This is a genomic window from Flavobacterium anhuiense, from assembly GCF_001705175.1.
GTDB lineage: Bacteria > Bacteroidota > Bacteroidia > Flavobacteriales > Flavobacteriaceae > Flavobacterium > Flavobacterium anhuiense.
Genome location: NZ_CP016907.1, coordinates 4,182,249 through 4,195,109, shown reverse-complemented (window position 1 = coordinate 4,195,109; position 12,861 = coordinate 4,182,249). Strand labels below are relative to the sequence as shown.

Here is a 12,861-nt window from a genome sequence, read left to right as displayed (position 1 = left end):
AAGTTGTTTCAACTTTTTAAAATAAAGGTTGAAATTTTGTTAATTTCTTATCGAATTAAGTAAAGTCCGTTTAAGATTTTATAACTAAATTGGTAGTATGAGAACAAATCCCGATGTACTTATTATTGGTGGCGGTCTTGCTGGTCTTGCAGGCGCTTTACACTTGTCCAAAAAAGGATTGAAGGTTGTTCTTATCGAAAAAAACACCTATCCAAAACATAAAGTTTGCGGAGAATATATTTCAAATGAAATTCTCCCCTATTTATTATGGCTTGATATTGATGTTTCAAAATTGCATCCAGCCAGTATTTCAAAATTCGAATTTACGGCACAAAATGGTAAAACGGCAAAAACCAGACTCCCTTTGGGCGGTTTTGGAGTTAGCCGTTATGAATTGGATCATTTTCTATTTCAAAAAGCTGTAGAAAATGGCTGTACTATAGTGACAGAAACAGTTACGGATATTTCTTTTGAAAACGACATTTTTACCATTACCACTTCTGAAGAAATGTTTTCTGCTAAAATCGTTCTGGGCGCTTATGGCAAAAGATCCAATATCGATCAGGTTTTGTCAAGAGATTTTATTTCTAAAAAATCACCGTGGCTGGCTGTAAAAGGGCATTATTCTGGAAATTTTGATGAAAATCTTGTCGCTTTATACAATTTTCAAGGCGGTTATTGCGGTGTTTCAAAAGTTGAAAACGACATAATAAACATTTGCTATCTAGCCGATTTTGAAACTTTTAAAAAATATAAAAACATTGAAGAGTACCAAAAATCTGTACTTTATAAAAACAACAAACTCAAAGCGGTTTTTGAAAATAGCACTTCACTATTTGAAAAACCCATAACGATAAGCCAGATTTCATTTGACAAAAAAGAACCTGTAGAAAATCATATTTTAATGATTGGCGATACCGCAGGATTAATTCACCCCATGTGCGGCAACGGTATGGCAATGGCGATTCACAGCGCAAAAATAGCCTCTGAATTGGTATTGGATTTCTATTACGGAAAAATAGAATCCAGAAATGAATTGGAGAAAAAGTATATTCAAAAATGGAAAAAGCATTTCAGTAAAAGATTATTCTTTGGGCGTCTATTAGCCAAAGCATTGACACACAAAAATTTCACGCATGTAATGACAACCATTGCAGCGTCGATTCCGTGGTTACTTTCAGTCATTATAAAACAAACACACGGCCGCCCCATAACAATTGAATAAATGAGTGTAAACGCCAAATATAGAACCGAAGAAATTGAAATCATGGACGATTTTTCGCTTGAAGGCGAAGAATTGATCGGCGCTTTAGATCAGATTGCTTCTATCAATCAATTGCTTGGAGGCAATAAATTAACGCTTCACGGCATAAAAAAACTTTTAAAAAAGACTGATATTTCAAAACCGATAGTAATCGCAGATATAGGATGCGGAAATGGCGATATGTTGAGAATGATCGCGAAATATGGAAAAAAACGTAATCTCAACTTTAAGTTAATTGGTATCGATGCCAATGCTTTTACCATTAGTTACGCCGAAACATTGTCTAAAGATTTTCCAAACATTGAATATATCTGTATGGATATTTTTAGCGAAGAATTTAGCCTTTTAAAATATGACATTGTTTTGTGTACGCTTACTCTGCACCATTTTTCAACAAATCAGATTGAAGAAGTAATGTATGTTTTAAACAAAAATGCTTCAATCGGCATTGTAGTAAATGATCTGCACAGAAGTAAATTGGCTTACCGATTATTTGAATTGATTGGTTTTGTTTTCAATCTCAATGACATGTCTCGTAATGATGGACTAATTTCTATTCTTAAAGGATTTAAAAAGAAAGAATTAGAACATTTATCCAAAAAATTAAATTTAAAAAACTATTCCATAAACTGGAAATGGGCTTTTCGCTACCAGTGGATAATTACAAAAATATGAGTGTCAAAATAATCACAGCAGTTAAACAGCTTCCGCAATATTCCAGAACAACAGAAGAAATCCTTCCGTTGGTCGATGTATGGCTTGAAGGTCAGGAAGAACGTTTCATCAAAAAAGTAAAAAAGATATTTGAAGGTGCTTCTGTATATAAACGCTATTCTATCATGGAGCCTTCGGAGGTTTTTACTGCCACTTCATTTGAAGAAAAAAATGATATTTATAGCCGTGAAATGATCATTTTAGGACATCAGGTTCTAGAAAAAGCATTAGAAAAAACAGGCTGGGATCCGCAAAGTTTAGATTACATTATTACGGTAAGTTGCACCGGAATTATGATTCCTTCGCTTGACGCTTATCTGATTAATAAAATGAAATTACGACAAGATATTGTTCGTCTTCCTGTAACCGAAATGGGCTGTGCAGCTGGAATATCTGGAATTATTTATGCTAAGAATTTCCTCAAATCAAATCCAGGCAAACGTGCTGCTGTAATTGCTGTAGAATCACCAACAGCCACTTTTCAGCTTGATGATTTCTCGATGCCAAATATTGTAAGCGCTGCCATTTTTGGAGATGGTGCTGCCTGCTGTTTATTATCATCAAAAGAAGACGATTTTGGCCCCGAAATTCTCGACGAACAGATGTATCATTTTTATGATGCCGAACACATGATGGGCTTCAAACTAACCAACAGCGGATTGCAAATGGTTCTGGATATAGAAGTTCCAGACACAATTGCTTCTCATTTTGGAGATATTATTCATCCTTTCTTAAAACAAAATAATCTAGAAATAAAAGATATTGACCACATGATTTTTCACCCGGGCGGGAAAAAAATCGTCACCACCGTCGAATCGCTTTTTGCTGGATTGGAGAAAAACATTGATGATACAAAAGAAATCCTGAGAAATTATGGCAATATGTCGAGCGCTACCGTTTTGTACGTTCTGGAAAATATTATGAATCGAAATCCAAAAAAAGGAGAAAAGGGCTTAATGCTAAGTTTTGGCCCAGGATTTTCGGCACAAAGAGTTTTATTGCAATGGTAATTTGAACGCTTATGAAATTAGATGATATTATCGCACAGCTTCCGTACAGCAAACCTTTTTTGTTTGTGGATGAATTGCTTCATGCTGACGAAAATGGTGTGACAGGAACTTATACATTTCGAGAGAATCTTGACTTTTACAAAGGGCATTTTAAAGATAATCCTGTAACTCCGGGAGTTATTTTAACTGAAACTATGGCTCAGATCGGAATGGTTTGCTTGGGAATATTTCTCTTAGGAAATGATTTGGGAGAAAACACCGTAATCGCTTTTACTTCTGCCGATATGGAATTTTTAAAACCCGTTTATCCTAATGAAAAAGTAACGGTAACTTCTGAGAAATTGTTCTTCCGTTTTGGAAAATTAAAATGCAATGCGGTAATGAAAAATGAATCTGGACAAGAAGTCTGCAGAGGTGTTTTGGCCGGAATGATAACAAAGAAACTATGAAAAAGAGAGTGGTAATAACAGGTCTCGGAGTTGCTGCACCAAATGGTGTTGGGGTTCCCGCATTTACTCACGCACTGCAAAACGGAATTTCGGGCATCAGGCATGATGCACAGCTTGAAGAACTGCAATTTTCTTGTCAGATTGCGGGTCAGCCACAAATATCTGAGGAATTAAAATCACAATATTTTACAGAACTTGAACTTCGCGGATTTAACAGCACTGGCATTTTGTATAGTGTTATAGCAGGTTTAGAAGCTTGGAACAACGCAGGATTACCTTTCAATGAAAATCCTGATTGGGACAGCGGAGCTATTTTTGGCTCAGGAACGTCAGGAATAGATAAATTCCGCGAAAGCATTTATAAAATTGATGAACTGCAAGTACGGAGATTAGGAAGCACTGTTGTTGCACAAACTATGAACAGCGGTGTGAGCGCCTATCTTGGTGGTAAAATCGGATTAGGAAATCAGGTTACAACAAATTCTTCGGCTTGCACGACTGGGGCTGAAGCTATTTTGATGGCTTATGATCGAATACAATCTGGACAGGCAAAACGAATTTTGGCTGGAAGCACATCTGATAGTGGCCCTTATATTTGGGGAGGTTTTGATGCGCTTCGTGTTTGCTCATCCAAATTTAATGACAAACCCGAAGAAGGTTCAAGGCCCATGAGCGCTACGGCAGCAGGATTTGTTCCTGGAAGCGGTGCTGGCGCTTTTGTTATTGAAGATTTGGAAACTGCTTTAGAACGTGGAGCAACAATATATGCCGAAATTTTGGGCGGAAACGTCAATTCTGGCGGACAAAGAGACGGCGGAACCATGACCGCTCCCAACAGCACGGCGGTGCAAAGATGCATTAAAACCGCTATCGAGAATTCTGGAATTAATTCGAACGAAATTGATGCAATCAACGGGCATTTGACAGCCACAACAAAAGACAGTCTTGAAATTGAAAACTGGACAAAAGCATTGGGAAAAAATGGCGCTGATTTTCCGTATATTAATTCTCTAAAAAGCTTAACTGGCCATTGCTTAAGTGCTTCTGGAAGTATCGAAAGTGTTGCAACAGTTTTAGAGCTTCATGAAGGATTTTTGTTTGGAAATAAAAATTGTTCTGATCTTCATCCTGAAATTGCAACGCTTATCGACCCGTCAAAAGTTCTTTTAGAAACTATTAAAATCAACCCCAAAATAATTGCAAAAGCCAGTTTTGGTTTTGGCGACGTAAATGCATGTATATTATTTAAAAAATTTGAAAACTAACATGGACAGAACAGAACTTATCAAGGAATTAAAAGTAATTATCAAGCCTTTTGCAACTAACAAAGAAGCTTTTGAAAATCTGACTGAAGAAACGGATTTTATTAAAGATCTGAATATCAATTCAGCCAATCTAGTTGATATTGTACTGGACATTGAAGAAAATTTTGATGTCGTGATCGATAATGCCGATATGGAACGCATGCTTGATGTAAAAACAGCTGTTGAAATCATTGAAACCAAACTAGCCGAAAAATGATTGGCAATGATGTTATAGATCTTGTACAGTCGCGTATAGAAAGCAATTGGCAAAGAAAAGGTTTTATAGAAAAGCTTTTTACAGCCGAAGAACAGCAGTATATAAAAGATTATGATAAGCCTGAAACTATGGTTTGGCTTTTATGGAGCATGAAAGAAGCTGCCTATAAAATTTATAATCGGCAGACTAAAATACGGGAATTCTGTCCCAAGAAACTTTCTTGTTCTTTAGATTTTATCGATTGTAATCTCGCATTGGGTAAAGTAATTTGTAATGAAAATAGATATTATACCAAAAGTATATTTTCTTTAGAAAGCATTCACACAATTGCTGTAAACAATTTGAAGAATATAAATAATGTGGCTGAAGTGGATAGCAAAGAAATTATAAAAGATGAAAATGGCATTCCATACTTAAAGACTGCTAAATCGGTACAAGACATTTCAATCAGTCACCATGGAAGGTTTGAAAAATGGGTAACTATCAGAATATAAAAACCTTTTTTTATTTTTGACAAAAGCAATAATTATAAGAAAAAACTTTAATTTTGACTAAAATTATATTCTAAATCTTATTCGCTAGCATCTAAAATCTATGAGAATACTTTTTACTAAAACTGTATTATTTTTATTATTCTTATCTTTATTTTCATGTGAAAATAAAAAACCTAAACCTGTAGCAAAACCAACATATAAAGCAGGCGTAATTTTATCTTTTGATGATGCTTATGTTGATGAATGGTCTGAAGCAGACCAAGCTTTACGAAAGTATTCCTGGAAGGCTACTTTTAACGTCTGTCGAATAGATTCTATTGGAGCACCTGAAATTAAAACGCTTTTAGAAATGCAAAAATATGGCCATGAAATAGCCGGTCATGGTTATCATCATTACAATGCTGTTAAGTTTACGAAACAGTTTGGCATTAAGGAATACATGAAACAAGAAATCGATCCTATGATTATTTCAATGAAAAAGAAAGGTTTCAATGTCACTTCTTTTGCTTATCCATACGGAGAAAGGTCAGATTCGTTAGATCAGGCTTTATCTCCTCTGTTCAAAATTATTAGAGGAAGAGCGTTTGGCGGTGAAATTCCAGAGAAACAGGACAGTTATTTTAATAATTCAAAAATTGTATTTGCTTTTGATATTGACAACAGCCATATTCATTTCAGCATTCCGTATGTACTTGAGTTATTAGATTACGCCAAAAAGAACAATAAAATTCTGCTTTTATGCGGACATAAACCTGTAAAAGAAATTACTGAAAATTATCAGGTCAAAATAGAAACTTTAGAATTCATTTGCAAATACATGAAATTGAATGATCTTAAATTCTATAAACTTTCAGACTTAGACAATTTGGTTCCGCTTCAGCTTTAATGCTAATATTTGGGCTTATCAAATAAAAAACAGTCCTTTAACCTTTAATCTTTTTTTGTATTTTTAATCATTCGTAAGCTTTTCTATTACTTGATTTAAAATGCTAAAAGAAAAAACATCCAGAGTTTTATTTTTGATAATCCTTATTCTTTCTGCGGTTCCGACTTGTTATGGACAATATAAGATTTCGGGATATATTGATGCTGAACAGAAAAACAAAACAGTTTATTTGAGTCTGTTAAAATATGATGAAGAAACTATGATTACCGAAAATCAGATTCTTTTTTCAACAGAAACAGATGAAGATGGTTATTTTGAATTTAAAGGACAGCTTTTATCCGAAAAAGACAAATTGTACCGCATCCATTCCAATATCAATACGATCAAAGGACTGCAATTGGTTAGCGATAATGAGAAAAGCAATTATCATAACTTTATTTTTTCAAACAGAGATACGATTCATTTTCCAAAATCTGGCAACAATTGGTTTAGCGGATCCCAAAACAGTAATTTAGCCGATAAAGAATGGGGAAAATTAAAATCTTTTGAAGCACAGTTAGAGAAAAATAATGCTCAAATAAAAAACAGAGAAGCACAGCAACAGGCCGTAAATGATTTTGCAGAAAAAGTAAAATTATATACCGAGAAAAACATTAAACATCCTCTGCTCAAACTTTTGGCTTTTTCCGACATTAAACGAAATGATTATAACATTAAAAACGACTTTGAAAAAGATGAAGCGTTTTACGATGGTGTTTCTTATTCGCTGAAAAGTTACTATGGCGAAACGTCATATTATCTTCAATATCAAGACGAAATTTCAAAAATTTCTAATGTTATTTTACAGCAAAAATATGCCTTTCAACGAAAGCTGAATTACTTTTTAGTTTTTCTAGTATTGGTTTTGGGTGTTATTTCAGCTTTACAGTTTAAACGATTAAAATTGCTTAAGCCAAAACAAAATCAATTTGGGGTTTCAAATTTAACTCTGACCAATCAGGAAGAAAAAATTGCCAAGCTCATTTTAGAAGATAAAGCAAACAAAGAAATTGCTGATGAACTTTTTATTTCACTGAGTACGGTAAAAACACATATTCGAAATCTTTATGCTAAATTGGATGTTGCAAATCGTCATGAATTGGCTGCTAAACTGAAAAATCATCCTTGGGATTAGTCCCAAATTCAACCTCTGCATAACTGATTTTCAAAATTGTCCAATCTAATTTTGTTTCCGAAATCTTAAATCAATCGGAAATGAAAAAAAAACTCTTATTGCTGATCTTCATCACCATTCTGCAATTTACTACAGCCCAAGAATCAGAAAAAGCTCTTAAAAACAGGCAAAATATTCAATCCTGCCTTTTGCAAGCAAAAGAACTTTTAGAAAAAGATAATGGGAAGCTTTGGGGAAAACGAATCTGGAACGACAGCATTATTGTAATCGACTTTGACAATTCAATTTATAGTTTGGTAAAGCTACCTAATAGCAAAACCGACAATGGTATTTTATTTTCTAAAACGATGGAACCTAATTCGCTTGTTTTTGTTAATACCACTCAGAAATATGAAGGGAAAGAATATGCAACTGTTCTCAATAATTATCTGGACGATAAAAGTGCTACGATTATTCATGAATTATTCCATTTACTGCAAATGAAATTCAGAAATTTTAATGGCAATCTGATTGAATATCTCGACGAAACCAATGCCCGTATTTTATTGCGATTGGAATATCAGGCATTAAAAAATGCTTTGAAAGCAATTATCGGAAAAAGAAAAATGAATGAGGTTGAAAATTATTTGAAAGATGCTGTAATTTTTAGAAAAGAAAGACAACAGCAATATTCAAAATATTTGAATGATGAATTGGAAATTGAAACTTTGGAAGGTTTGGCAAATTATACTGGTTTTGTTCTCTCTTCTTATGATAATAAATATGAAAAGGCATTAGAAGAAATTAATCAGCGAGAAGAGGCTAAAACATACACCAGATCTTTTCCTTATGCCACGGGTCCAGCTTATGGATTGCTTTTTGATTGCTTAAACATATCCTGGAGAAAAGGTTTAGATAATATTTATAATTTCACTGATATTTATGAAGTTATGATTTTAAAATCAAAATTAACTATCAATAAAAAGCAATTAGAATTAGCCAAATTAAGAAACAATTTTACGGAAATAAATAAACAGGAAATTGCCCGAGAAGAAGAACAAAAAAAGCTAATTTCGTATTATACTGATTTACTAATTACCAAACCGACTCTTAAAGTTGCACTTGCTGACATTGACCATTATGGGCGCACTTTTAACATGAATGGCACTCTGACTTTAAACGATAAAGGAATTGTGTATTCGAGTATTAAAGGCCGTGATAAATCAGGAAATAACTTTGGAAGTTTTGCAACAGTTGACGGTAATAATCAATTGGGAAAAGCTGGCATTTTAAGTTATGATAAAGATGGAAAAACTTATTTTGTTTTTCCGCTCCCGTCTAAAATTGAAGGAAGAAAAGTTATAAGCGAATTTTATGAAATAGAACTAAATCCAGACTGGAAAATTGTAAAACAAGATGATGGAAATATGGAAATTGTCAAAGAATCTAAAAGCTAATTTATATTTTTCTTAAAATAGAACGAGCTTCAAAAATTTGAAGCTCGTTTCTTTTATAATAAGGTATTATCATCATCAGGATTAAAACTGCCCTTGTCAGGATATTTTATACTTCCCTTTAATTCTTCCACACGTTTTGGGTCAAATTTCGGAAGCTGTAACTCATTACTTTCTTTCCATTTTTTAACTGTTTCTGTAACCTCATTTCTTTTTTCATCAGAAACAGGAGTATCTCTGGTCATATAAAGCGTCTGTGATGGATAAGCCAAAGCTGTACCGCTTTTTTCTATAATATCCATCATTCGCAGTAAAAGATCTTCTTGGACTTCTTGCGATGTTTCAAAATTTACAGCTTCAATATAAGCGGTAATCTCTACTTTTAAAGCATCTGCTGTGATACCAGTAAAACGAACAATTGGAGGAGAATTTAAAACAGCGGGATGTGCGTAAAGCAAAGATTTTATTTCCACCAGCAGATAACGTATCTGATCTGGACTTGTTTCCATTCTAAAACTTAAAATCGGATTGAAAATAAAACGATCGCGATGTGCATAATTCTCTATTTTACTAGCTGATAATTGTCCATTTGGAATTGTGACAATAGTTCGCGCTGCCGTACGCAATGTTGTAGAGCGCATGCCTATGGATTCTACGGTTCCTTTTATATCATCAACTCGGCAGTAATCGCCAACTCGCAATGGCTGGTCTGCAATAAGGCTTACGCTTCCTACAAAATTTTCTATTGTTTTTTGTGCTCCCAGAGCCAATGCAATCCCCCCAATTCCTAGTGCAGCAAGACCGGCCGTAACATCAACTCCAATAATTCCTAATAAGGCAATGATTCCGATTACTACAATCGCCGCTTTCATAGTACGGCTTAAAAATAAAACCGCAGATACTGCAGAAGCACGCCCTCGATTGCTCATCCTGCTTCGTGTATACATGCTTACAAAATCGGTCATTCTCCAAAGCAAAATTAAAAAAGCTAAAATTCCGATCGTAATTATTATAATGCTAAATCGCTGGCGGACAATTATTGAAATTCCCATTCGCTGGGTAAATGCAACGAATAAAATTACTGTCAAATACATCTGAACAGGCAATGTAAAAGCATCTATAATTGCGATTCCTTTTTCAGTATCTGCCTTTTTCCATATTTTTTGAATCAGAAAAATAAGCACAAAAATGAGCAGTCTAGAAAGCAGATATGTTACAACAGCCATTACTACCACAACTCCCCAATGTCCAATAGGAACATTTCCTAATTTTCTGTCTTTTAGAAATTTGGGTAAAACCCTATCTAAAAAAGTTTTTTCACCGCTCACATCTGCCCCACGAATTGCCTCTACAGTTTCTGCAGAAAAAAGCCATAATGCCGGCTCGCTATCATCTGACTGATTTTCTAAATAAAGCTGTATGTCTATTTTATCTGTTGATATATTTCCAACCAAATCTATACCTGTTGTTAGATTATCGTCTAAACGTCCTAACTCTTTATTGCTTAGAATAGATGACGGCGAGAAATTACCTCCTTGATCCAGCAGCTGCTGGAAAGTTTTTGCAATCTGTATTCTTTCGGCTGTTTTGCGATAAGAACGCTTGCTTAGAACAAGATATTGACTGGCACGCAGATAATTCTGATCGCCAAGCGCTTTAATGAATCCGTTGACAGTTCCTTGGGGTGTCCTTCTTCCTAGTGAATCATCCGGAATCTTAACTGGTTCTTCTGTTGTAGTCTTTGCGCCTCCTAAAAGCTGTGCTCCTGCTGTGAAGGGCTTTATCAAAACCAAAATCAATAAGAAAAAAAACAATAACCGTTTTGTACCTGAAATCATACTCTATCTGCTTTAGTAATGACTATTAAAAGTAAGAAATATTGAAGAAAAACAAAGCTTTTGCATTAGAAAAAACAGAAACCGACAACAATAGGTCTTCCATTATTCTTTAATTTATGCGCAAAAACCTTTATCCGATTTTGAAAGAGCAATTCTTGAGCTTTTCACAAATTCAATTAATCCTAACGGCTTTAATTTTTCAGTCAAATATACTATTTCGTCATCTGTTCCTGTGGCTTGCAATACGGTATACTCTTTTTGAATTTCTGAAATTTTAAGATCATTTTCTTTAAATAACACTTCCGTTTCTGGGTCTTGCATAACTAATGCCGTAGGAATTTTAAATAATGCGGTTTGTTTAAAAACAATCTCTTCATTCAACGAATAATAGCATTTATAAACTTCAATGACTTTCTCTATTTGCGCCGTTAAATTGATGACTTGATCCAACGTTTCATTTATTACGATGGTATGTCTATACATATTTTCTATTTCGCAAATAGACATATTAAGGCTCAAAATCTGAATTTGTTTTCTTAAAAACATACTCGATAATTTGCTTATTAATCTGATTTGATCTTCTGAATAAATGGTTAGAGTAAATTCGTTTTTCATTGTTGATTTTTATTTGTGTTTGAATGAGTTGCTGAGAAATAAAAAAGCCTTTCACATTTTGACTGAGAAAGGCTTTTTTTGATAGACAATAGAATCCTGACTCGTCATGTGATACGAATAATGATAATTGAAATAATAATGCTATTCTGAATTGAATTTTTCATGCTTGCTGTAAACAAAAAAACCTCCCGCTAAGGGGAGGTTTTTCTAAATTGTATTTTTACTTATTTATATAACATCCCTTCACCACTATCGAATGATAATAATGGTAATAATAACCGCGATGTTAATGATGTTTCTCATTTGTTTGATCTGATGCGCAAATATATTGATATTTTTTAATCTGCAAACTATTATTCTAACAAACAAAAATCCGTTTCTCAGAACGGATTTTTTTGCTGTATAAATTTAAGGTATTAAAACAGCTCTGCCTTTTATTTTACCTTGTCTCATTCGCTCGTAAACTTCGTTGGCATCATCAAGTTTATGTTTTTCAATTTCGATATGAATTTTCTTTTGTCTTGCCATACCCACCACTTCCATCAATTCTGTCCTTGATCCCCAATAAGGATTAGTCATGCTTACGCCAAAAGGCAAACCATTCATGCTGTATTGATAATGTCCTCCGCCAAGACCAACAATGGTAAGATCTCCGTCAAGACTCACTACTTTTGTTCCCAAATCTATGGTAGAAGTTGCTCCTACGAAGTCTAGAACCACTTTAGCTTTTTTGATTCCCGTGATTTTCTGGATTTGTTCTGCCGCATCAGCATCTTTAGAATTAATTACATAAGCTGCGCCCAATTGTTTAGCAAAAGCCAATTTATCTTCTGTTACATCGCAAGCAATAATTTCGGCTCCGCTTATTTCTCGCAATATCTGTAAAGCAACATGACCTAATCCCCCAACGCCAATTACTACCACATATTCGTCAGGCATTAATTTAGGAAGAGAACGTTTTATCGCAGAATAAGGTGTAAGCGCAGCGTCTGTTAACGGCGCTGCAATAACAGGATCTAAGTCAAATATAGGCACCAAAAGTCTAGAAGATGGCACGAGCATATAGTCGGCCATACCGCCGTCCAGTCCTAGTCCGCCACCATATGCTTGTTCAGATTGATGATCACAATAATTTTCTTTGGACTGCTGGCAAGGTTTGCAATGTCCGCATCCCCACGGACCGTACACTAAAACTGCATCTCCTTTTTTATACCCTTCAACATTCTCCCCAACTTCTTCAATCCATCCAGCATTTTCATGTCCCAACGTAAAAACGGTTCCCACAACGGTCCCTTCATCTATAATATGCAGATCGGAGTGGCAGACTCCAGCTCCGCCGATCTTTAACAAAACTTCATCACCTTTAGGAACAGGTCTTTCAATATCATTAACAACGCGGACATCTTTGTGTCCAAAAAAACGTACTGCTTTCATAAAATAAACTTTTAATTACTATTCTACTA

Annotated in this window: 13 protein-coding genes; 10 read left to right on the top strand and 3 right to left on the bottom strand. The window is 34.6% G+C overall.

The window, feature by feature from the left end:
• Positions 1 to 97 precede the first annotated feature (97 nt).
• The 10 genes from BB050_RS17575 (at position 98) to BB050_RS17530 (ending at position 8,948) form a co-directional block, all read left to right on the top strand.
• Positions 98 to 1,225 (top strand): NAD(P)/FAD-dependent oxidoreductase, encoded by a 1,128-nt coding sequence (locus tag BB050_RS17575; protein ID WP_066034502.1) that lies wholly within the window; start codon positions 98 to 100, stop codon positions 1,223 to 1,225.
• Complete coding sequence (locus BB050_RS17570) at positions 1,226 to 1,939, top strand: methyltransferase domain-containing protein (protein WP_066034501.1); 714 nt, start codon at positions 1,226 to 1,228, stop codon at positions 1,937 to 1,939.
• Entirely contained in the window at positions 1,936 to 2,988 is a 1,053-nt protein-coding gene (locus tag BB050_RS17565; protein ID WP_066034500.1) for a type III polyketide synthase, read from the top strand. Before BB050_RS17570 ends, BB050_RS17565 begins: the two co-directional genes overlap by 4 nt.
• Before the next feature lie 11 nt (positions 2,989 to 2,999).
• Complete coding sequence (locus BB050_RS17560) at positions 3,000 to 3,437, top strand: 3-hydroxyacyl-ACP dehydratase FabZ family protein (protein ID WP_066034499.1); 438 nt, start codon at positions 3,000 to 3,002, stop codon at positions 3,435 to 3,437.
• Positions 3,434 to 4,702: a beta-ketoacyl-[acyl-carrier-protein] synthase family protein gene (locus BB050_RS17555; RefSeq protein ID WP_066034498.1), complete on the top strand. Its 1,269-nt coding sequence runs from the start codon at positions 3,434 to 3,436 to the stop codon at positions 4,700 to 4,702. The genes BB050_RS17560 and BB050_RS17555 overlap by 4 nt, the downstream gene beginning before the upstream one ends.
• A gap of 1 nt (position 4,703) precedes the next feature.
• Positions 4,704 to 4,958 (top strand): acyl carrier protein, encoded by a 255-nt coding sequence (locus BB050_RS17550; protein ID WP_008469108.1) that lies wholly within the window; start codon positions 4,704 to 4,706, stop codon positions 4,956 to 4,958.
• On the top strand, positions 4,955 to 5,452 hold the full coding sequence (locus tag BB050_RS17545; RefSeq protein ID WP_066034497.1) for a 4'-phosphopantetheinyl transferase superfamily protein: 498 nt from the start codon (positions 4,955 to 4,957) through the stop codon (positions 5,450 to 5,452). Before BB050_RS17550 ends, BB050_RS17545 begins: the two co-directional genes overlap by 4 nt.
• Before the next feature lie 100 nt (positions 5,453 to 5,552).
• Positions 5,553 to 6,338 (top strand): polysaccharide deacetylase family protein, encoded by a 786-nt coding sequence (locus tag BB050_RS17540; RefSeq protein WP_066034496.1) that lies wholly within the window; start codon positions 5,553 to 5,555, stop codon positions 6,336 to 6,338.
• Between the two features lie 100 nt (positions 6,339 to 6,438).
• The gene (locus tag BB050_RS22240; protein WP_066034495.1) at positions 6,439 to 7,512 is read left to right on the top strand and encodes a response regulator transcription factor; all 1,074 of its coding nucleotides are present in this window, start codon (positions 6,439 to 6,441) and stop codon (positions 7,510 to 7,512) included.
• A gap of 80 nt (positions 7,513 to 7,592) precedes the next feature.
• Positions 7,593 to 8,948 (top strand): hypothetical protein, encoded by a 1,356-nt coding sequence (locus BB050_RS17530; protein ID WP_066034494.1) that lies wholly within the window; start codon positions 7,593 to 7,595, stop codon positions 8,946 to 8,948.
• Between the two features lie 53 nt (positions 8,949 to 9,001).
• Here the strand turns inward: BB050_RS17530 and BB050_RS17525 are convergent, their stop codons facing one another.
• The 3 genes from BB050_RS17525 to BB050_RS17515 form a co-directional block, all read right to left on the bottom strand.
• On the bottom strand, positions 9,002 to 10,783 hold the full coding sequence (locus tag BB050_RS17525; protein ID WP_066034493.1) for a mechanosensitive ion channel family protein: 1,782 nt from the start codon (positions 10,781 to 10,783) through the stop codon (positions 9,002 to 9,004).
• A gap of 114 nt (positions 10,784 to 10,897) precedes the next feature.
• A complete protein-coding gene (locus BB050_RS17520; protein ID WP_066034492.1) occupies positions 10,898 to 11,398 on the bottom strand; it encodes an acetolactate synthase small subunit in 501 nt (166 codons plus the stop codon).
• Positions 11,399 to 11,806: 408 nt separating this feature from the next.
• The gene (locus BB050_RS17515; protein ID WP_066034491.1) at positions 11,807 to 12,832 is read right to left on the bottom strand and encodes an NAD(P)-dependent alcohol dehydrogenase; all 1,026 of its coding nucleotides are present in this window, start codon (positions 12,830 to 12,832) and stop codon (positions 11,807 to 11,809) included.
• Positions 12,833 to 12,861: the final 29 nt, after the last annotated feature.